Below are 22,423 nucleotides of genomic sequence, written 5' to 3'. Positions count from 1 at the left end.
ATGATCCTTATTCAACAATTGTATATTCGGAAAAGGGCAATCTTTCCGAAGTGTAAAATGCCATTTTCAATTTGGGAAAATAAGTTCCATATTTATGATAGCAAAAGATTCCTCGTAATTTGATCGTTGCAAGCTGATATTTTGTTGTATCAGCCGCAATGACATCATAACAGGCTGCAACGATGAAATAACAGGCAAACCCGGTTCATTACAATCCGGAAATGCTTCGTTGCAAGCCGGCAATTGGGTATCTTCGCGTTAAATCATCAACATAACCACCCATGTACGAGTTATTCTTCCGCAAATTCAATGAAAAAGTAGCCCTTACTACTGAGGAAGAAGCGCTCGTAAAACAATACCTTACCCCTAAAAAGCTGCGCCGAAAACAATACTTCCTCCAGGAGGGTGATGTATGTAAAAGCATTTGTGTTGTAGAAAAAGGCGCCTTACGGGCCTATGTACTCGACGAAAGCGGTGAAGAACATATAACAGCGTTTGCACTCGAAGGCTGGACGCTGGGCGATCTGTCGAGCTTTATCAAGGCAGAGCCCGCCACCTGGAATATAGATGCCCTGGAAGACAGCGAACTCGTGGTAATCACTAAACAGGCCCACGATGAATTGATGCAAACCATGCCTAAATACGAAACGTATTTCCGCATCCTGATGACCGATGCCTATATGGCCCTTCAGCGCAGAACAACGTTTATGATCAGTCTGCCCCTGGAAGAACGCTACCTGGCATTTACCCAAATGTACCCCACCCTTTTTCAACGCGTACCCCAGCATATGATCGCTTCTTTTATGGGCCTTTCGGCCGAAACCTTAAGCCGCGTCCGTAGCCGCATCAGCAACCGCAAATAAAAACCGTTGACAAAAATCAATGGTTGACCTTGTCCAAAAGCAATGCTATTTCTTGCGCAGAAGCATTGGAGCCAGGCAGCTCCTCATTGTAGTTTTGTGTTATCAAAATCAAACAATCATGAGCACAAAACAAACTATTGCCATTATAGGCGCTACTGGTAACATGGGTTCCGGCATTGCTAAATCATTATCCAAAAGCAACAACCGGCTGCTACTTTTTGCCCAGCATGAAGACAAAGTACAAGCCCTGGTGGATGATATTAAGAAGAACAACCCATCCGCTGAAGCCGAAGCCATTGCCTGCCCCATCAACGCTTCCTGGGAAGCAGACATCATTATCCTGGCAGTGCCCTATCCTGCTGAGAAAGAAATTGCGGCAAAAATAAAAGACGTAGCCAACCAGAAAATCGTGATCAGTATTTCCAACCCGTTGAATGAAACTTATAGTGGACTGATTACTGCTTCCGACACCAGTGCCGGTGAAGAATTACAAAAACTATTACCGAATTCAAAAGTGATCAAGGCTTTTAATACCGTATTCGCCTCAGACTTCGCCACACCGGTTATTGCCGGTCAGCAGGCAGATGCTTTTATTGCTGGCAGTGATGCCGGTGCCTTGCAAACAGTTGCCGAACTGGTTCAAACCGCAGGGTTTAATCCCATCATTGCCGGTGACCTGGCAGTAAGCCGTACACTGGAAAACATGACCGTATTGCTTATTCAGTTAACCATGAAATACAATTATAACTGGGTGGCCGGTTGGAAAGTATTACATAACTAATTATCACATAACCACTTAAAAAGTAACACATGAAAAAGATAAGTATTGCAATGACAATAGCTATAGTTACTATCCTGTTTGTTAGTGAAGGTTGCCAACAAAACCCGGCTGCAGCCGTTAATTCAACGGTTAATATAGACAGCCTGAAGAAGATCGCATTGGACCTGGCCGCAGCGAACGATACCATTGCCAGTCACATCACCAAATTCGACGAACTGGATTTTGATGTGTTCAGCAATCAAAAATGGGACCGCCTGAAAGAAAGCCATGCGCCGGATATAAAAGTATTCTGGCCCGATGGTCACATGGCCCAGGGTATTGACGTGCACATAGAGGACCTGAAGAAATTGTTTGTACATGCGCCCGATACCCGCATCAAGGAACATCCCATAAAATTTGGCTCGGGCAATTATACCTTGGTAACCGGCGTTTTTGAAGGTACTTTTACCAAACCTATGCCTGTTGGCAACGGCAAATTCATTCAGCCAACCGGTAAGGCTTTTAAAATGCCAATGGCCACTGTTGGGATCTGGAAAAACGGGGTAATGATAGAAGAACATCTTTTCTGGGATAATGCCACCTATGCCAAACAAATAGGGTTACAATAAATGGAAAGAAAACATTTCATACAAAATATTATAAAAGGAGCGATAGGTATGACAACACTTTCAGCATTTAACAGTTTCACCAATAGTTTACCTGAACAGGAACAACTAATGCCGGTGTTGTTTGTGGGGCACGGTTCGCCCATGAACGGAATTGAGGATACGGAATTCAGTCGCCGATGGACGCAAATGGCTAAAGAGATCCCAACACCGGCGGCGGTGTTGGTGGTCTCGGCCCACTGGTTCACCAAAGGCACAAAAATAACAGCCATGGATTTTCCACCAACGATCCACGATTTCGGTGGTTTTCCTAAAGAGCTATTCGATGTACAATATCCGGCGCCGGGTAATCCGGAACTGGCAAAGGAAACAGCGTCCTTAATAACCAGCTCCCAGGTTGAATTAAACCACGACTGGGGCCTTGACCATGGTACCTGGACGGTAGTGCGCCATATGTATCCCGATGCAAAGATCCCGGTGTTACAACTAAGCATCGACTATTCAAAAGGAGCACAATACCATTATGACCTGGCGAAAGAATTGTATAGCCTGCGCAAAAAAGGTGTATTGATCATCGGTAGCGGCAACATGGTGCACAACCTGCGCATGGTAGCCTGGGATAAACTGAACGACGAAAATTATGGCTACGATTGGGCGATCAACCTCAACAATAAATTCAAATCATTGATCCAGGATGGTAATCATAAACCATTGATCAATTTTAGCGAACTGGGCAGAGACGCACAGTTGGCCATTCCCACCCCGGAACATTACCTGCCCTTGTTGTACACGCTGGGTTTGAAAGGATCGAAAGACAATGTAGCTTTCTTCAACGACAAAGCAGTTGGTGGTTCGCTTACCATGACTTCGGTTAAGCTGGGCTAGTATGCTTACGGGCCATCCCCTGTGCAATCACACTTACGGAGATCAGTTGCAGGGCATGGTACAACATGATAGGCAATAACAATATACCAATAAGCGGACTGTTCATAAAGATCACTTTCGCCATTACAGTTCCATGGATAAGCGATTTTTTGGAACCGCAGAAGGTAGCCGTGATCCTGTCTTCCCGGTTAAAAAGAAGCAGGCGGGCAATGTTGTTCATAATAAAATACACCATAAAGAACAAGGCCAGCACACAGGCGCCCAGGATAAATAACTCTCCTATACCCAGGTTGCTGAACATGTGTTTATCAAATGAATCACTGAAGGCAGTATACACGATGGAGAGAATAACAATCTGATCGAAGTACTTTAATTGTTTGTTGTATTTCTCAGCAACCTGTCCCAGCCGGGTTGGATTCAACAATAAGCCGGCTACCACGGGCAACAGTATTTGCAGCAACAATTTGACGACCACATCACTCATATCGAGGTGATTTTGCTGCCCACCTGTTACTATAGCCATCCATGCCGGCGTAATAAAAATGCCCATCAGGCTCGAAATACTCGCATTGAAAATTGCAGCAGGAATATTGCCATTGGCAATGGAAACCATCACCACTGAGGAGGAAACTGTAGAAGGCAATGCTGCCAGGAAAAAACTGCCCAGCCATAACACCTGGGTATTTCCGTGATCGAGCCAGGGCCGAAGCAGTAACAGCAATACGGGAAACAGGATAAATGTTCCTGCCTGCACCAGTATATGCAAACGCCAGTTGCTTAACCCTGCTACCAGTTTCTTCCGGTTTAGTTTCAACCCATAGAAGAAAAAGATAAATGAAATACCCAGGTTGGCTAAAGAAGATATAGAAAAAGCCCCCTTTGCAATACCCGGTCCGGGAAATTGCGAGGCCAGCATAATCATTCCAATCAGCGATAGGATAAACCAATCCAAACCAAATCGAGCTAACACCTTTGCCACTTTATTTTCCATATTAGCTGCAAGATACAACCGGAAGTTTTATCATCACTCCGCCTTAACCAGCAAAACTACACTTGTCCGGCTGGCTTTTACATCAGGATTGTACCCAACCGTCATCAGGAATTCGCCGGTATAGCTTTTATCGGCAATGGTTGAAGTGGTACCGGGATACAGGTTCAGCTCTGTTAACCGGTATCGTTGCCGGGGATCGAGCCCTTTCATCTTAATAGGCCGTGCACTGCCTTCATCGTAGCGGTTATTTACCAGGTAATTGAATACAATACCCGATCTTTTATCGGGATTCAGATACATCATGGCGGCTACGGCATTATCCCGGGGGTCCTGTAACCGGTATTGATCGCCCTGCAGGATCACATACTTGAATGCATCATAATTTTTTATCGCATACCGGCAGAATTCCAGATCGCTTGCATTCAGTTTGCTCACCACAATATCAAAACCCAGTTTACCCATCATGGCAACATCTGTACGGTACTTGAGGGGTTGCTTGCCCCAGTCGGTCACGTGATTGGATGAACTGATGGCGGGATAAAAATAAGAATACTCCCATTGCATAAAAATGCGTTCCAGCGGATCGGTATTGTCACTTGGCCAGAACTCGGTAAAGTATTGCAGCGCGCCATAATCAACACGTCCGCCGCCACCCGAGCACAACATCATAGGCACAGTGGGATATTTCTTCCTGATCCTTTGCAATACACTGTATAAACCCTGTACATATTGTAAATAGAAATGGGATTGATTGGTTAAATGGGCCGAGTAGGCATTGTATACAACCGCATTACAATCCCATTTTATGTACGCCAGGTTCGGGTTTTTAGTAAACAGGTTGTCGATCACATTAAATACAAAATCCTGCACCTGCGGATTGGTAAGATCGAGCACCAACTGGTTCCTGAAATAATATTCAGGCCGTTTGGGTTGCCTTACTACCCAGTCAGGATGTTTCTCATACAATTCACTTTTAGGGTTCACCATTTCGGGCTCCACCCAAATACCAAACCGCACCCCATTATGCTGGCCTTCGGAAACCAGCGTAGCAATGCCATTGGGAAGTTTCGATTTATTTTCCTGCCAGTCGCCCAAACCTGCATGATCATCGTTACGCGGATATTTATTGGCGAACCAGCCATCATCGAGCAGGAACAGGTCAACCCCCAGTTCTTTGGTATCTTTTAACAGCGCCTTTAATTTCGTTTCGTTAAAATCAAAATAGGTGCTTTCCCAGTTGTTCAACAATGTAAGCCGCGTGCCTTTGCCATCCAGCAGTTTGTAGTTACGCGCCCAGGCTTGCAACTGGCGGCTTGCTTCGCCTTTGCCCTTGTGCGACAAAACCGATAAAAACGCAGGTGTGGTCAGCACTTCGCCGGGTTTTAAAGTATAGGGTGATGCATGGTTGTTTACCCCGGCAATAATGCGCAGGTTATCCTGGTTATCGAGCTCCAGGTCTATCTTGAAATTACCGCTCCATTCCAGCGCCCCATATAATACCGAACCTTCATCTTCGGTAGCCGGTTTGTTCAGCGACACCATAAAAACCGGTGGCTGAAACAGATCGGCGCGGGTACCCAGTTTTGAATCGAGGGTTTTTATGCCATGCGTTATCCGGCTTTCTTCCGGTTGCATTTCCTTGGCCCAGTCGCCATGGTATTGACGCAGGTAAAAGTTATCTGCCTTCAGGTACAAACCTGCCGAAGCATATTTCTGCAACACCACATTGCCTTTCTCGTTGTTTTTTATTTCGGTCCACTGTTCGGTCACATCTTCATTATACCAGGTTTTATAAAACAATTTCACTTCCAACTCATACACAGGATCTTTCAATACTATGGTAAGCAGAGAAGTATTATCGTCCAGCTTTTTTGTTTCATACGATACATATTGCAGATCGAGCGAGTTATTGCCATCTGCATGGGTTACCGTAATGGCAGGCTCAAACAAATTGCGCGAACCCGATGTGGCATAGGCTGCATTGGCAACCCCGGTGTAATCGGTAGTTTGTTTGTACGCAGCCGGGATGGCTTCGTATTCAATTTTATCGCTCAGTTTTGGCCCCAGGTAAATAATACCGAGATTATTAGTGGCATTTGTTTGCAATACCAACGCGTTATGCTGTGTTTCTATAGGTATGGTTACCTTTTGAGAAAATACATCTTGCTGTAAAAAGGATAATAAGGTAATGGCTGCAATCCCTATCAAACCGCGCGTATTCTTTTGCATGTTACAGATTAAATAATTGTTTATTGTTGCGTAAGTGGTGGCGTATATTTTTTTCCTTCGGTAATTGATTTCCAGTTGTCGGTGCGGAAAGGCGCTGCAGGCAAACCAGCTGTGTTAAACAGGGTGGCTTTGCTATCATCATCGGCCCAGGCATATCGTACCGCTACCGGCGTGGATACTTCCGGTGCAGATACCGTTACAGTTGTACCGGCAATGGTTGCCTTGGCCGGATAAAAATGCTGATCGGCGCCGGCCACTTCAAATCCGGTTATGTCATTGCCGGAACCGGTCAACCCTTTATCGGTGTTTGTAAATTGAAGGGTAACACTGTTGCCTTTTACCTGCATGCTTTTGTACACAGGTCCTGAGGCAATGGTTTTTATTCCATAAGTATGTTGTAATGCCAGTAAGGCCAGGCGCTTGCCTACATCCTGCTTGTTATGCGGATGAATATCACCGGGTTCACCGATATCGATCGTAACAGCCATGCCTGTATTGGGTAATGCTGTGGCCATGGTTTGCGCCTCGCGTAATTCCGCCCAGTTGCTTCCCTTGTTACTATTCCCGTTGGCGCTATTAAAACTGGTGAGCTGTACAAAATAAAATGGCATGGCGGGTTGTTTCCAGCGCATCCGCCAGTCGTTAATCAATAATGGCATGGCTTTGCGATATTCATAAGCGCGACCGGCGTTATTTTCGCCCTGGTACCAGATGGCGCCTTTAATGGCCAGCTTTATAATAGGACTGATCATACCATTGTACAACACACTTGGATAATCATTAGGGCCAATACCGGTACTTGTTTGCATGGACTCAATGCAGAACTTCCACTGGCCATCCAGCGCAATTTTTTTTCCATCGATCGCCAGCACGCAATCTTCTTTTTCACCATAAATGCCGCCGCCACCGCCGGTATCCGTTACCCGCACAGCGATCACATTCTTCCCTTTCTTTAAAATTGAACCGGCCACGTTGTACACCCGCTTTACATTATAGCCCTGTATGGCGCCTACGGGAACGCCATTTACGTAAGTAACGTCATTATCGTCGATCATGGCCAGATGCAGCACTGCTGGTTTTCCGGCATCGGCTTCATCGATATTTATTTCTTTTCTATACCAGATAACGCCATCGAATTTGGGTCCGGGCAACTGGCTCTCCCACACTTCCGGCACATGCATCTGAAGCCATTTGTTATCGTCCAGCTCAATTGACGGCCATTGTTTGATGGTGGATGTATCTATATTATTCAACTGCAACGACGCCAGGTAGGCCTGCATTTGCTGGTCCCTCATGGCAGTCATGTCAGCCGTACTTTTTTCGGGGGTTATTGCCGTCAGCCAGCTGTAATAAGGTTCGCTTTCAAAACCTTTCCGGCTGATCCAGCTTTCAATATCGGTTCCGCCCCAGTTGGAGCTAATCAACCCAATGGGCACATGCAATTGCTGATGCAGCGCTCTTCCAAAAAAATAACCTACTGCTGAAAAGGGTGGAATGGTTTGCGGATTGCAGGTTTGCCAGGAACCGCTTTTTACATCATCGGCGGGTTTGCCCTGTACGTTTTTTTCTACGGTAAATAACCGGATGGATGGATAATTAGCGGCTGCAATTTCCTGGTCGGCATTCACTACCTGCGACCAGCCCTTCACCGGCATTTCCATATTCGACTGACCAGAACACACCCACAGATCACCCATGAGAATGCCATGCAGCGTGATGGTTGTTTTTCCTTTTACCTGTAAGTCATACGGACCGCCCACCTGTTCCGGCGCCAGTACAGCTTCCCAGTTTCCATTGGCATCGGCCTTTACCGATTTTTGCTGTTGATGAAATTGCACCGTTATTGCTTCAGCCGGTGCAGCCCATCCCCATACTCTTACTGGCGCATTCCGTTGCAGCACCATGCTGTCGCCGAAGATCTTTGGCAGTTTGAGCTGGGCTTTTGTACCTGTAACAAGCGTAACTAGTAAACAACTTGCAATCGTTTTTTTCATATATAATATGTTTATTGGCAAACGGGGCCTCCCCCCGGCTCCGCCAGCTGGCGGAAGGGGGAGTTTGGCAACCTCGCGATTAAATTCAACCTGTTAACGTGTTAACTTATCAACGTATTAACTGGTCAACTTTCTTCCCTCTATCAACACTATCAACCCTGTCAACTCTATCAACTTTCCTTCCTGGTCAACTGATCAACTGGTCAACCCATCAACGTGTTAACGTGTCAACGTGTTAACTCATCTTTAATAACTCCATTAACCATAACTTTCACCACCTGTTTCTTTGGTGAATATAATTTATATCCGGTAACAACGCCGTCCTTCCAACTAAAATCTACCGTAATATTTCCTCTTGCTTTCATCCCTTTCACCGATCCTTCCGCTTTCCATACATCGGGGATGGCTGGAAGAAAGTTGATGTAACCTTCGTGGCTTTGTAACAGCATTTCGGCAATACCGGCGCCGGCGCCAAAATTGCCGTCTATCTGGAAGGGCGGGCCGGCCGATAATAAATTAGGATATACACCGCCGCCAGCGCCATAATTAATACCGGTTTTATGGGTCGGCTTCATGATCTCACGGAACAACTTATAGGCACGGTTGCCATCATGCAGTCGCGCCCAGAATAATTGCTTATAGGCAATGGACCAGCTGGGCCCGTCATCACCACGCACATTCAATGATTTCTTACAGGCTTCGGCAAACGCAGGCGTTTGGGAAGGCGTTATTAAACTGGCCGGGTACAACCCGTACAAATGTGAGATGTGCCGGTGTTGCGGATCGGCTTCCTTATAATCTTTCAACCATTCCATCACGCGGCCATCGGCGGAAATCTGCGCTGCGGGTGGGATCTGTTTCAGTTTTTCTTTTAATTCTTTTCTGAACGGTTCATCTATATGTAATTGCTCCGATGCGGTGATCACATTATTGAACAGCTCGCGAATGATCTGGTTATCGATGGTAGCGCCCATGCAAATGCTCGACTGTTTGCTGCCATCAGGCATATAAAACCAGTTTTCCGGTGAAGAGGAAGGGGCTGTGACCAACCATCCAGTTTCCGGATCTTTAATAAGTATATCCGAATAAAATAGTGCACTGCCTTTCAAAACCGGATAGATCTTTTTCAGATAATTAAGATCGTTAGAAAATGTATAATGATCCCACAGGTTATTACACAACCAGCCCGACCCTGCTTTGGTAACACCCCAGGAAGCGCTTTCGCCAGGCTCGGTAAACAACCAGGGATTGGTGATCACATGCGCCACCCACCCTCTTGCATTGTAATAGGCTTTGGCGGTCTTTTCGCCATGTGGTCCCATCTCTTTTACCAGATCTGCCAATGGCAGGTTCAGTTCAGACAGGTTGGCCGGTTCAACGCCCCAATGGTTCATTTGCACATTTACATCGAGGTGATAATCGCCATTCCACGGCGTATGAACCTCATGCGCCCACAGTCCCTGTAAATTGGGTGGCAACAAACCCACCCGGGTACTGCTGATAGAAAGGTAACGGCTGTATTGATAAAACAACACCGTTAACCGGTTATCGGGCGTGGTAGCATTATAAAATTTATCCAGCCGTTGATCGGTAGGCAATTCGTCGGCGCCCGATGAACCCAGATCAACCTGCAGGCGGTTGAACAGTTTTCCATAGTTGTTAAGATGTTTTTTCTTTTCGGCGTCATAGGCCACCAGCATAGCTTTATCGAGCAATTGCTGCGCATGCTGACGGTAATCGGCATCCTTATAACTCGTTTTGGCAGAAAAGAACAGGATGGCTTTTGTTGCATTTTTCACTACCAGTTTATTACCGGCAGCTGACAGGCTGCCCCCGGTTAGTTTTGCGGACACCAGGGCTACGTATTGCATGCCTTTTCCATCGGTACCGTTCTCTAACTGTCCGGCCATTTCGAGTTTGTTACCCGCAACCGTTACCGTTGCTTTTTCCGGCCGCGACAGGGAAACTTCAAAATTCAATTTACCTGCTGCGCTGGCAGTGAGTTTAATAATACCCACGTCGTTGCCAAAACTGGTGAAGTATTCCCGGTTATAAGTAACATCTCCTACCTTATAGGTACAGGCAGCAGCTGCATCATTGAGCGACAACTGTCTGCTGTAATTGGTAAAGGCAGCGTTGGCAGGTCCGTCATAATTAAAGGCAATGCCTAAACGGCCCAGCGTTTGAAAACAGCCAAAGGGCTCGGCGCCCGAGCCCTTGCCTGTACAAATGAAATCTTTATTGATCAGCGCCTGCGCCTCATCGTTCTTTCCTTCAAGCAGTAGTTTCTGTATTTCAGGTAGTTTCTGATTGGCCTTGTAATTGTTTGCATCCTGCGGCGCACCCGACCACAACGTAATATCATTGAGCACAATATTCTCCTGTAGTACGCCTCCATCGGGCATCATACCCAGGCGGCCATTTCCCAGCGGCAGGGTTTCTTCCCATTGCGCCGCCGGCTTATCGTACCATAACCGCAGGGGTTTGTTCGTTTGCGCCTGTACCCTGCTTATACTAAACAATAGTAATAATGAAATTTTACCGATACGGATCATGCTGCTTCTATACATCAGGATGATTGTTGAACAAAGTTTATTTTATGTATAACCGTAAACTATTGAAACGCATAGCCTCGCCGTCACTGGCCAGATCCAGCAACAGCCCTAATGAAAGCGTTGTTTGCTGGGTTAATGTAAATGTACATATTGCCCTTGAACCATTGTCTACTCGCTTATAAGAAATAGCCGTACCAAGGCCACTTACATCAGGCAAACCGTTAGCCCCAGCTGCTGCTACCAGGTAAGAATCATTTTTAGATCCTACCGCCCACCAGTCCACTTCACCTTCAAAGCTATAGTTACCGGGAGGCAGGGTGCATACCTGGTGTATTTTTCCATTGGTAATACCAGGGGCGCCCCAGCCGGCTTCAAAATATATTTTCGCATCGCCGCTGATGTCGGTACCACCATAATTTACCCCATTGGTATTATGGGTCTGTGCGGCGTCATTGCTGATCCAGTCGCGTAGTGTAGCCCAGCGGCTGCCGTCATTGGCCCTGTTGGCAACGGGATGGATATTATTTAATAATGTCACTTCGGTAAATGCACTCAGGGTAGCAGCCTGTACGGTGAATGTATCTATCCCCACTGGCTCGGGCAGGTACAGGGTATTATAAGTTATAGGCTTTTGGATACTAACACCTGGCACTACAGCCACCTGGTTTTTTAACTGTACCGGTATAACCGTATCGCGTACATTATTGGTGGCGTCATAATACCGGATGTGCATCCCCAATACATTTACATAGGCATCCACATCGGCCAGGGTAATTTCTGCGCCGCCATCCTTGTTGAAGACCGTTTTAAATACCGCCCGGTTTCCACGCTCATTTACCGATGCCTGAAAATTTGCGCCGTATACATTACCGGTAACGGTTGTAGGTATGGAGCGATTGCCTTTGTCGTCGAAGGTGCGAACGATAAACGTTCTTGGTCCTTCCGGCAAATTAGGGATGACCTGTTTTATGGTATCTACTTTTCCTTTACGTACAACAGGCGCTTCGAGCGAGTCGAGGCCATCATTCCAGTACACCCGGAATTTAACAATATTGGGAATACCTGATAACAAACCGGTGATCATAGCCCGGCCATTGCCCGGGATCACTTTTAATGAATCAAAAGTTGCCGGGTAAATGATCTCGCCGCCATCAGCGTACTTTTTATAATCATCCATCTTTTTACACGAAACCACCACGCCTCCCAATACAACGATCAACAAAACTATGCGTATGCTGATAATATATTGTTTCATGAATTTGATTTTAACTTTTTTAAAAATTGAATTGAACGGCGCTCTTAATTGGTTTTCCACATCGACATATTTTCTATCTCAATGAAATAAGAACCCATCCAGTTTTGCAAACATTTCAACCGCAGGTACTGGTAAGGCGGGGTATCTTCATTAAAATCGAATGCGAACCCAACACTTCCCGCCGTGTTATCAGCATTGTTTTCCGTTCCCAGTGGCAGGCCGCTTGGTTTTATTACTTCGCAACTAAGGATCTTTGTCCATTTACTCCAGTCGCCATCATGGGTTGGACTGTTGGAACCATAGATCTCAAACCGGCGTGGACTTCCTTTTGAATACCATAATGAACCTTCCCGGCGGGTGAGCAGGTTAAAGCGGGTTAATTTAACCGGTGCAGAACCAACACTCCAGGTAATGGTGGTGGGTATACCCGAGCTTTCATCGGTATAGGTACAGGGCCATTCGTTACTCATCAATCCCTTCCACATCAGGTCTACCGTGGTGCTGTACGACATTTTTGTATCGTTGTCGCACTGGTAAACAGCAAAGTCATTTTTATCGATGCTCAATTCCCGTTTAGGTGTAAGCGTGGCATACATAGTATCTGTATGATTCAGCCAACGGTCGCGAACGCAAAACGCGAATTTCTTTGGTGAGGGCGACAAGCCTCTGATGCTTACCGCAATGATTGAATCGCTGGTGTAGATATTATCCAGGCTTTTCCACTCGCCTGTTTCCAAAGAATCGACCATAGGTACAATCACCACGTCGCCTTTATACGGGTTTTGGGATAATACTCTTATTCCACCTGCCGTGGCCCGTACCGTCATGTTGCGGTATACCAGTTGAATATGAGATACCAACGGAGCTATCTCCACTTCAACCGGCTGGCCGGCTTCTTCAGCCCTGTTCATCGCATACAGTTTTACCGTATGTTTCAGGGTATCGGCAAAACCATCCACCCGCAACTGGTTTGAGTAATAAGAGGCTTTCACCTCGCGTTGGGTACCGTTGGGCAATGTATATACTGCTTTAATATATAAAAGGTCTTCATCGCCGGGTAAGACATAAGAGATGGTTGCAGCGCCGTGCTCGTTTACCACGGTTACATTACTTACCACACCGGGCGCACTACCGCCACCTTGCTTTATACCATTCACATCTTCTTTTTTGCAACTCCACACTGCTGTCAGCAGCAGAAGGGCAGCTATTACTACCATGTGTTTTTTCATATCTGTATATTTTGGCAAGCCAGATTTTGTTTAAGGGGAATTTTACCAGCCGGGGTTTTGTACCAGGTTTTCGTTTACAGGCAGATTCGATTCTCTGATCGGCCACAGGTAATCGCGTGGCACCGCAAACCGCATGGTATAATAAGTGGTGGGGATATAAAACAGTTCGGGATGATCAGCTGTGCCGGAACGGTCCCAGCCAATGATGTTCGTATTGAGCATGGTGCCCGCCAGCTTCCAGCGACGCAGGTCCCAGAAACGGCTTCCTTCAAACGACATTTCAATATTGCGTTCATTGCGAATGATATTTCGCAAGCCGTCTTTTGTAAGGTAAGCGCCGGGATTGGTGCTGAAGTTGGTCCAGCTGTCCTCAACACCAGGCAGCCCTGCCCTGGCCCTGATGAGGTTTAAATATTTGTATACATCCGCCGAAGGACCATTGGCTTCATTTGCCGCTTCTGCATATAACAGGTACAGATCGGCAAGCCGCATAGTTGGGAACGGATAATCTTCAATATGGCTGCTGTTATCGTTTTGGAAAGCAAATTTCCAGTTCACCAATTTCTTAGGATAGTACGTAGTAATAGTAACCGCTACCCCACTGCCAAATTGCCCCAGTTTCAATTGCGCGCTCCAGGTATTTTCATCGGTATGGCTGGGACTGTTTTGCATGTACCAGGTACCGCCATCAAAACCCAGGTCGGCATAAAAGCGGGACTCACGGTCATAGTTCAACCGGGCTGTTCTATATCCTTCCACAATATTGAACCGCTCATCATGCGTAGCTGTTCTCAACGTATTGATGCTGGAGTAATCAAGGGTTTTATCTTCTGTAATAGGTACACCGTTTTTGGTATAGAACTGACGCACTACCTGCAGGGTGGGCCCGAGTGTTCCATAAATACTGGAGTTACCGGAGTTATTAGGATCGATGTGCGCCATGGACGAATATTGCAATTGCCAGGTAGAGGAGTTGGAGTTGGCCCAGATCCATTCCTGGTTCCATTTTTCACAAACCGCATTGCGCACGCTCATTTGAGTGATGGTCTCATTGGTAAGCGGAAAACCTGTTGTATTGATAAACTTATACAGGTAGATCCCCGCCTGATCGCAAGCCTTGATAGCATCGGCTGCAGCTGTTGCTGCGCGTTGCCATTTTGTGGCATCATAGGTGGTGGAGATCAGTTGTACGCCGTCTTTATCTTTAAAATTCGAGTAATCGCTATTGCCATTGAACAACGGACTGGCGCCATACACCAGTACCCGGGCCTTCATACTTTTCGCAATGGCAATGGTTATGCGTCCCAATTCGGTAGAAGGCGTTAACAGGGCTGCAGGTAAACGGGTGCAGGCGGAGTCAATTAAATTGGAAATATAATTCACCACGCTGTCAACCGGTTGCCGCTTTACCTTTGTTTGCTCCAATGGCGCCGTTACAGGAATGCTTTTATCCATAATGGGAATAGGTCCGTACTGACGCATCAACAGGAAATGATAATATGCTTTCAGGAACATCACCTCCCCTAACCAGCGGTTACGTTCATCGATGGTGAGGTCGGGAATTTTACTGAGGTTCGATACGTTTTCGATAAAAGTATTACAGGTACGGATGCCCACAAACATGCCTCTGAACCCTGCATTATCAAAATAATCACCGTCCCAGATGTTCGCGTAAGGCCGCACTACATTCTGGTTGCCACGGGCTACATTCCAGTTGGTTGCTGTTAAACTCGCAGCCGGATAAGCCAGCCAGAATTCATCACCACCCTGGTAAGCTATATTGGTTACGGGGTCGCCATCGTTTGGTAAAAATGAATAACAGGTAGCCAGGTATTTTTCCGCCTCGGAACGCATGGTAAAGGCGTTGTCGAGCGTAGCTACGTTATCGGGCACCACATCCAGGAAATTCTTTTTACACGCACCCAGGCCGATCGCCATGATCAAAACCGGTATATAATATCTTGTTTTCATTGTTTGCTGTTTTCAAAAAAAATGAATCAATTCAATGCACTACTTTGGTTAGAACCCGAAATTGATCCCCAGGTTATATATTGCCTGAACCGGGTAACCCAATCCGTTACCACCCATTTCAGGATCCCACAACTTGAATTTACTTAGCGCAAACAGGTTTTGCCCGTTGGCATAGATCCTCAGGTTGGAGAAACCAATGCGGTTAAGCAGTTTGCGGGGTACTGTATAACCTAACTCCACCGTTTTTAACCGGATAAAAGTACCATCGCGTAACCACCAGTTGGAGTTTTGGGAATTGTTGTTGTTGAATTGGGCATCGAGCCGGGGCCAGAAAGCGTGCAGGTCCTGTTTGTCTTCAGACCAGTGACTCTGCGCTATGGCCGACAGTAATCCATTTTGCGAACCGCCATTCAATACAAAGGGGGAGATATTATATGGATTGATAAAGAAAGACACTCTGGCATTACCCTGGAAGAAAGTGCTCAGATCAACTCCCTTATACCCCACGGAGAAACCAAAACCATATGTGATCTCGGGTACAGTAGGATAACCAAGCGGCACCACATCAAGGCTGGAGATCTGTCCATCGCCATTGATATCGCGGTATTTGATATCGCCCCCCATAGGTGGGTTGCCACCAAAACTTTGCACCGGCGATTTGCTGGCTTCTGCATCATCTACAAACAATCTTTCGGCCACTAAACCGTACCCTTGCTTCAACGACTGACCAACCTGCGAGAGGTATTGCAAACTGGCGGGATATTTTGGTTCTTCATTGATGCGGTATTTGCTGGTAGCATACGTGAAGTTTGCCCGGCCCTGTACCCACAATGATTTATTGATGTCTTTGGTATAGTTAAGCGCAACATCCACACCCTGACTTTCCGCTTCGCCCACATTCGCCTGGATGCCTGCTTCCAAACCCATGGTGGTAGGAATGGTATTTCTTGCCATCAGGATGTTGGAACGTATGGAATGGAATCCATCCACTACAACTCCGATACCGTTGCGGAAGTTCAGGTCCATACCATAGTTGAAGGTTTTGGCCTTCTCCCAGGTAATGTCGAAGTTGGCGTAACGATTAACTGCGTAACCGGGGATCCAATGTCCCTGATCGAGGCCGAAGTGATAGCTGTTGGCGCTGCTGTTGGGATCTACGTTGGATAAGTAAAAGAACCGGTCGTTGGTATTACCGATCTGGTCATTACCAACCAAGCCATAGGTAGTGCGGAATTTAAGGTTGCTGATCACCTTTTGCAAAGGCTCGAAGAATTTTTCATTCGAGATGATCCAACCCAACCCCGCTGAAGGGAAAAATCCATAGCGGTGGTTGGCCGCAAAACGTTCCGAGCCATTGTAACCAAAGTTAAACTCTGCTAAATAGCGGTTATCGAATGCATAGGTGAACCTGCCCGACAACCCCAGGTTCCTGGCAGGCAGCGATTGTTGAATATTTCCTCCATTGGCAGTAAGGAAATTACGTAAAATGCCAATGACCATGCCGCTTACGGCGTGTTTGTCGTTAAAGGTGCGGCTGTAATCAGTAGCTAACTGCGCATAAGTGGTTGTATTCAATAACCGGTCACCAGGATTATAACTCAGGTATTCGGTACCCTGTCCCGGGTTCAACGGTGTTAATACATTCAACTTGCCATTGGCATCGGGCATTAAAGTATAATAGAATGGCGAATACGAGCGGTTTACGGTGAAAAATGCATACCGTTGGGTATACGCCATAAACCGGGTAGCCAATCCAGGTGTTACAAAATTCAGGTTCTGATTCAGTTCGATCTGCGCATTCACTGTTGAAGTGCTGTATTGCTGAAAACCCGACACCATGCGCGCAAACGGATTGGTGTACAAACTGGTGGTATTGCCAACATAGGCATTACCAAAGATGGGGTGTTGCAGGTATGGCGCGAATGAAGAGGGATACAACGCAGGGAACATCACCGGGTTGCTCCAGATGGCGCTGTTAAAAACAGCCTGTCCACCACCTACCCAGTTACCATATTGATCGCGGTAACCCGGAGGGCCATTGTAATCATCGAATTGCGCATAGGTTCTTACCACCGCTTTGGTAGTAGGAGTAATATTTATGTTGATATTGGAACGAACGCTGTAGTTACCCAACCGTATATTGCTGTTGAACGTGCTGTTTGAAACAGTTTTCAAAATACCCCGGTCGATATTATAGGTACCGGCAATATAGTATTGGGCTGTTTTACCACCACCGCTTACGTTCATGTCGGCTTTGTTGTTGATGGTATAGTCTTTTATGAGGGAGTTGATCCAGTTGTTGTTTGGATAACGCAACGGATCGTCGCCTGCTGCAGTATGATCGATCTTGTTTTGGGTATATGGCAATACGCCCAGCGGATCGCGGGTAAGCACCGCTTCGTTTGCCAGCTTCATATAAGTGATGTTATCGGCGAACTTGAAGTTGCGGGTATTGGTTGAAACAGGCATATCTAACCGTACCCCAAACTTCGCTTTGCCTTCGGCGCCGCTTTTGGTGGTTACGAGAATTACGCCATTTGCGCCGCGTGCGCCATATAATGAAGAAGCGGCAGCATCTTTCAGTACGGAGAACCCGGCGATATCATCGGGTTGCAAACGGGCCAGGTCGTTGGTAGATGATTCCATCCCATCGATCAGGATCAGCGGGTCTACTTTACCAGCGCCAAAACTACCCACCCCTCTGATAAAGAAGGTGGCATTATCGGCGCCCGGCTCCCCGCTTTGCTGGTAGGCGATCATTCCCGAAACCCTGCCGGCCAGCATGCTGGTTAAGTTACTGGAAGCGCCGCGCAGTTCCTTCGGGTTAATGGTGGTTATAGAAGCCACCATACTTTGCTTTTTCTGTTTACCATAGGCTACCACCACTACATCCTGGGTGGTGTCCTCGGCCAGGGGCAGCAAAACAGTAACCGGCTTTCCTTTATAGGCGGTTATTTGTATTTGCTTGTAACCCACAAATGAGATATCCAGGGTTACGTGGTCGCCGGGAATATCGAGCGCAAAGCGGCCCTTTCCATCGGTGCTGGTTCCCTGCCGGGAGCCCTTGATCTGTACCGATACGCCGGCCAGTGCTTCATGATGGGTACTGTCTAGCACCGTACCCGAGATGGGTCCTTCTGCTTGCGCCAGTGAATCCATTGATGAAAACAGGAAACCGGTAAATAAGGTGAAAAGAATTAGATAGAAAGATGGGTGTGAGAAGGCTGTACACCTCCGCATACAGCAGGCAAATCGTTTAGTCATATGAGCAGCGTTTGATTGGTATTACAAATGAGACCCTGAATAGGAATGGTACACTTTAACCTGTACTATACTATCCTATACCACTACAAATATAAAGTTATTTTCATTCGGTCAAAAAAATACCAGGATTAATTATTTCCCCGTTTTGTTAACGATATAAATCATTGCATCAGAAGATGGTACAGTTAGCTCAACAGTACCAGACCATGTAGTATTGTTACCAGAAAACAGTTCTGTACTATAATACTTTGTTGACTGGCTCAAGCCAAGACGGGTTAATGGGAATGTATATTTAAGAGGATTATTACTATAATTAAAAACAGCCAGGTACAGTTTATCACCAACGGTTTTTACAAATACATTTACCGCCTTGTTACCGGTATTGGCGTCAACAGGCCTGAAGCTGTGGCCGTCTTTTATCACTTCAAGCAGTGATTTATTCTGCAATAATTTTTTAGCAGTCTGCGACCAGGGACCGGTTGATGAATAATCATCTCCGGTGATGAGTGTGCCTGTTACCAACGCAGCCGCCAATCTTGCGCGGTTGGCGCCTTCGCTTTCTTTGTTGAACACCACATGGTCGGCATCTACATAATTATACAGATGGCTTTCCCACCAGCCATAGCCTGTGCTGTTTAGCGTATACTCTGTATTATCGATAGCGCTGAAAGCGTCACAGGCAATGCGGCGCATGTGAACATAAGGGGCCGTGGCCATCGTAGGTGAAATAGCAGCGTATACCAGCATTTTGTTATCCAGTACGCTGTCGATAAACTTCATGCCCATGTTATAGGCCTGCATGCCGGTAGTTATTTTGGGATCATAGAAATGATCACTTTCCAAAGCGCCATGTCCCAGGAAATCGATCTTGATCATTTCAAAACCTAATTTCTTAAAGTGGTTCAGGTAAAATTCAATTCTTGCTTTGGTACCGGGGTGTGTAGGATCAAGGGCCAAGGCACCATCCATATCAACCGGCAGGCCATTTTGTTTCGTCCATGCCTGTGCATAGCTGTAAGCGGAACCTTCCATCTTGCGATCGAACTTTCCCCAATCAGTAAAAGGCGCCCAGTAAATACCGGGTTTGAATCCTTTGCTTTTGCAGTAAGCAACAAACTCTTTCAGTTGGCTTACATCACCATCCAGTCCACCTTTTATCATATTATCCCAAAAAGAATCGAGATCAATAAACAAACTACCATCGGCGGTGCGAAACGCTTTACAGGAGTCATAGAAAAAGTCAACAACGCTTTTTGCTTTATCGAGCGAGATCTTTGTTTGCAGCACGCCCCAGCTGTTCCAGCCAACAGGTGTGGCTTTTTCCCATTTGGCTATCCCCTGCGAATTGTAATGCTGGATTTCGCCTGCATATTCTTCCATCCCAATTCGCCAGTCGTCACATATACCAATCAGTATCGAGGGCGATATACAGACTGAATCTTTTATTACAACCTTTCCATGTGGAATTTTATCATGAGTAATATTGCTGTCAGCCAATCCACCAAAGGCTGTCACCGTTACAGATCTGGCATTGCCGGCTTTTACGGTAATTCCGGTTTTCCAATCATTATGCCATTTCGAACCGATCACCAGTCCATGATAATTATCATTATTATACAAAGCCGTTACTTCACTGCTGGTAAAATTGGCCTGCTGAAATGGCTGTGCATTGAAACGTGCCCACATATCGTTATCGAATGGAACGGTCAATGCCCGGTTATCACCTGTTGAATCCATTACCACGCGGGCTCCGGCTAACGGAGAGATGTAGTTGGTGGCAGCGTGTTGTCCCGTTATTTCAAGTGTGGTATAAAAATAATTTTGTACAGGGTAAGTTGTAAAACTCAGCCTTATCTGCTTGCCATTGTGATACCAATCAATAGCTCCACCTCTCACCCTGGTTTCAACAAATTGATAGAGTTCAATATATTTCCCAACACCTAATTCCTTACTTGTTATTTCTTTCTCTCCTTCCTTATAAATTGCATAAGCACCAGTAATAACCGGTTTTCTGTTGAACAGCACATCCCAGGTACCGCTATTTAAATGAAATCTGATGAGACCATTTTTTCCCAATGGAATGTTTACCAATGAATCCTTATCACCAGCAGCCATGGCTGTAGCTGCTTTCAAACATATGCAGAACAATAGTAAGGGTATGAATCGCATGGTTGGGTAGTTTATAATTTACAAAGTTTAATAAGGGTTACCGTGCAAGGCCTGCTTTGGAGAACAAAACAAAAGCTGCTGCCATAAGCATCAATAATAACAGAAAGAACCAGTGCCGGCTGCGCCAGGGTTTCAGGTCAACCATCGCCTGGTTTTGTAAGGTATAAGGTGTTGTCATAGGTTTCCATTTTGCCACCACCAGCATCAACACCACTGTTACCACAAACAGAATGGCCACCACATGCAAATAATGTAAGGGCAGGTCGAACACCAGCTGGCTCAACATATAGGTAATAATAAAAAATACCAGTCCTATAGTAGCTGCTGCTTCCGATACTTTTTTGGTTAGAAAGCCCACGATCATCACCGAGAACACCGGCACACTAAAGAAGCTCGATACTTTTTGTATATAAGAATAGAACCCGCCATTGAACCGGCTGATAAATGGCGAGAAACACATAGCCATTACAGTAAGCGAGATCTGAAAAATCCGCGCCGCTTTTACCAGTTCGCGGTCCCCTGCCTGCCGCCGCCATTGTTTGTACAGGTTCATTATAAACAAGGTACCCGAACTATTGAGGCCCGCATTAAAGGTGCTGATGGCTGCGCCAAAAACGACAGCCGCAATAAAGCCAGACATTACAGGCGGCAATACATCACCAATCAATTTTGGGAATACCGTAGCAGTATTGGTTAAATGCGGATACAAATGCACAGCAATCAATCCCGGCACATTCAGGAATAAAGGCGCCAGGAATTTACCCAGCGCGGCCAGTGAAATGCCTTTCTGCCCCTGTGATAAACTGCGCGCCGCCAGCGCCTGTTGCATAATATATTGTTCCATACCCCAGTAGTACAGGTTTATCAGGAACATGCCGGTAAATATTGTACTGAACGGAATAGGACTATGCGTGCCGCCAATGGCATTCAGGTGTTCTTTTTTTGATGCCAGGATAGTTTGGATGCCATGCACCACACTCCCCTGCCCCAGGTACCGCAATCCAAAGCCAAGCAATAGAATACCTCCCACTACCAGGCCCGCGCCCTGCACCAGGTCAGAAATAGTAATAGCTTTAAAACCTCCTAATACGGTATAACAACAACCGATAATGCCCACCAATATCACCAGCAACCAGATGGCAGAAAAATATGAAATGTCCAATGCGGCATCTACATGAAAAATGCCATTGAGCGCCACCGCACTGCCATACAAAACCGTAGGTATTAAACTCACCACATAACTGGCCAGAAAGAAAATACTTACAAACTTTTTTAACCGGGGGCCAAACCGTTGTCCTAAGAAATCGGGCGTGGTAACCGCGCCCATTTTTAAATACACCGGAAGAAAAAATTCAGCTACAATGATCATCGCCAGAATGGAACTCATGCCCCACGCCATTACCGACATATCGTTGGTATATACAAATTCATTCTCACCAATAAGCACATTACAACTCATGTTGGTGAGAAAAAGGGAAAAACCTACCATCCAGAATCCCAGCGAGCGGTTCCCCATAAAATAGGCCGCAGTGGTATTCAGGCGCATCTTCCTGGTATTATAAAAAGCTACAACGGCAACCAATGCCAGGAAAAGCAGGAAACAAATAAAACCGGTTATATTCATATGCTTAA

14 protein-coding genes are annotated in these 22,423 nt (G+C 46.2%); 4 read left to right on the top strand and 10 right to left on the bottom strand.

Annotation, left to right across the window (positions count from 1 at the left end; all coding sequences use genetic code 11):
- Window positions 1–281: 281 nt before the first annotated feature.
- The 4 genes from NIAKO_RS07270 (at window position 282) to ygiD (ending at window position 3,134) form a co-directional block, all read left to right on the top strand.
- Window positions 282–863, top strand: coding sequence for a Crp/Fnr family transcriptional regulator (locus tag NIAKO_RS07270; RefSeq protein WP_014217765.1), 582 nt, complete (start codon window positions 282–284; stop codon window positions 861–863).
- A gap of 118 nt (window positions 864–981) precedes the next feature.
- On the top strand, window positions 982–1,644 hold the full coding sequence (locus NIAKO_RS07265; RefSeq protein WP_014217764.1) for an NADPH-dependent F420 reductase: 663 nt from the start codon (window positions 982–984) through the stop codon (window positions 1,642–1,644).
- Between the two features lie 29 nt (window positions 1,645–1,673).
- Window positions 1,674–2,252: an ester cyclase gene (locus NIAKO_RS07260; protein ID WP_014217763.1), complete on the top strand. Its 579-nt coding sequence runs from the start codon at window positions 1,674–1,676 to the stop codon at window positions 2,250–2,252.
- 48 nt (window positions 2,253–2,300) lie between these two features.
- Entirely contained in the window at window positions 2,301–3,134 is an 834-nt protein-coding gene (gene ygiD / locus NIAKO_RS07255) for a 4,5-DOPA-extradiol-dioxygenase (RefSeq protein WP_014217762.1), read from the top strand.
- On the opposite strand, the gene NIAKO_RS07250 is transcribed toward ygiD, so the two are convergent.
- The 10 genes from NIAKO_RS07250 to NIAKO_RS07205 form a co-directional block, all read right to left on the bottom strand.
- Window positions 3,121–4,104, bottom strand: a complete 984-nt coding sequence (locus tag NIAKO_RS07250; protein WP_207622480.1) for a bile acid:sodium symporter family protein — start codon at window positions 4,102–4,104, stop codon at window positions 3,121–3,123. The two genes, ygiD and NIAKO_RS07250, sit on opposite strands and share 14 nt — an antisense overlap.
- A 54-nt stretch (window positions 4,105–4,158) precedes the next feature.
- Window positions 4,159–6,354: an alpha-galactosidase gene (locus NIAKO_RS07245; protein ID WP_014217760.1), complete on the bottom strand. Its 2,196-nt coding sequence runs from the start codon at window positions 6,352–6,354 to the stop codon at window positions 4,159–4,161.
- Between the two features lie 20 nt (window positions 6,355–6,374).
- Window positions 6,375–8,348, bottom strand: coding sequence for a sialate O-acetylesterase (locus tag NIAKO_RS07240; protein ID WP_014217759.1), 1,974 nt, complete (start codon window positions 8,346–8,348; stop codon window positions 6,375–6,377).
- A gap of 227 nt (window positions 8,349–8,575) precedes the next feature.
- Window positions 8,576–10,918 (bottom strand): glycoside hydrolase family 95 protein, encoded by a 2,343-nt coding sequence (locus NIAKO_RS07235; RefSeq protein ID WP_014217758.1) that lies wholly within the window; start codon window positions 10,916–10,918, stop codon window positions 8,576–8,578.
- A gap of 22 nt (window positions 10,919–10,940) precedes the next feature.
- Window positions 10,941–12,158 (bottom strand): DUF4998 domain-containing protein, encoded by a 1,218-nt coding sequence (locus tag NIAKO_RS07230; RefSeq protein WP_014217757.1) that lies wholly within the window; start codon window positions 12,156–12,158, stop codon window positions 10,941–10,943.
- Window positions 12,159–12,202: 44 nt separating this feature from the next.
- Entirely contained in the window at window positions 12,203–13,387 is a 1,185-nt protein-coding gene (locus tag NIAKO_RS07225; protein ID WP_014217756.1) for a DUF4959 domain-containing protein, read from the bottom strand.
- 42 nt (window positions 13,388–13,429) lie between these two features.
- Window positions 13,430–15,358: a RagB/SusD family nutrient uptake outer membrane protein gene (locus tag NIAKO_RS07220; RefSeq protein ID WP_014217755.1), complete on the bottom strand. Its 1,929-nt coding sequence runs from the start codon at window positions 15,356–15,358 to the stop codon at window positions 13,430–13,432.
- Window positions 15,359–15,406: 48 nt separating this feature from the next.
- A complete protein-coding gene (locus NIAKO_RS07215) occupies window positions 15,407–18,622 on the bottom strand; it encodes a SusC/RagA family TonB-linked outer membrane protein (RefSeq protein ID WP_014217754.1) in 3,216 nt (1,071 codons plus the stop codon).
- A 132-nt stretch (window positions 18,623–18,754) separates the two neighbouring features.
- Entirely contained in the window at window positions 18,755–20,791 is a 2,037-nt protein-coding gene (locus NIAKO_RS07210) for an alpha-amylase family protein (protein WP_014217753.1), read from the bottom strand.
- Window positions 20,792–20,828: 37 nt separating this feature from the next.
- Window positions 20,829–22,415, bottom strand: coding sequence for a solute:sodium symporter family transporter (locus NIAKO_RS07205; RefSeq protein ID WP_041346460.1), 1,587 nt, complete (start codon window positions 22,413–22,415; stop codon window positions 20,829–20,831).
- Window positions 22,416–22,423 lie beyond the last annotated feature (8 nt).

This window comes from Niastella koreensis GR20-10 (assembly GCF_000246855.1).
GTDB classification, from domain to species: Bacteria; Bacteroidota; Bacteroidia; order Chitinophagales; family Chitinophagaceae; genus Niastella; species Niastella koreensis.
The sequence above is the reverse complement of the archived record's forward strand: the minus strand, read 5'-3'. Positions and strand labels throughout refer to the sequence as shown.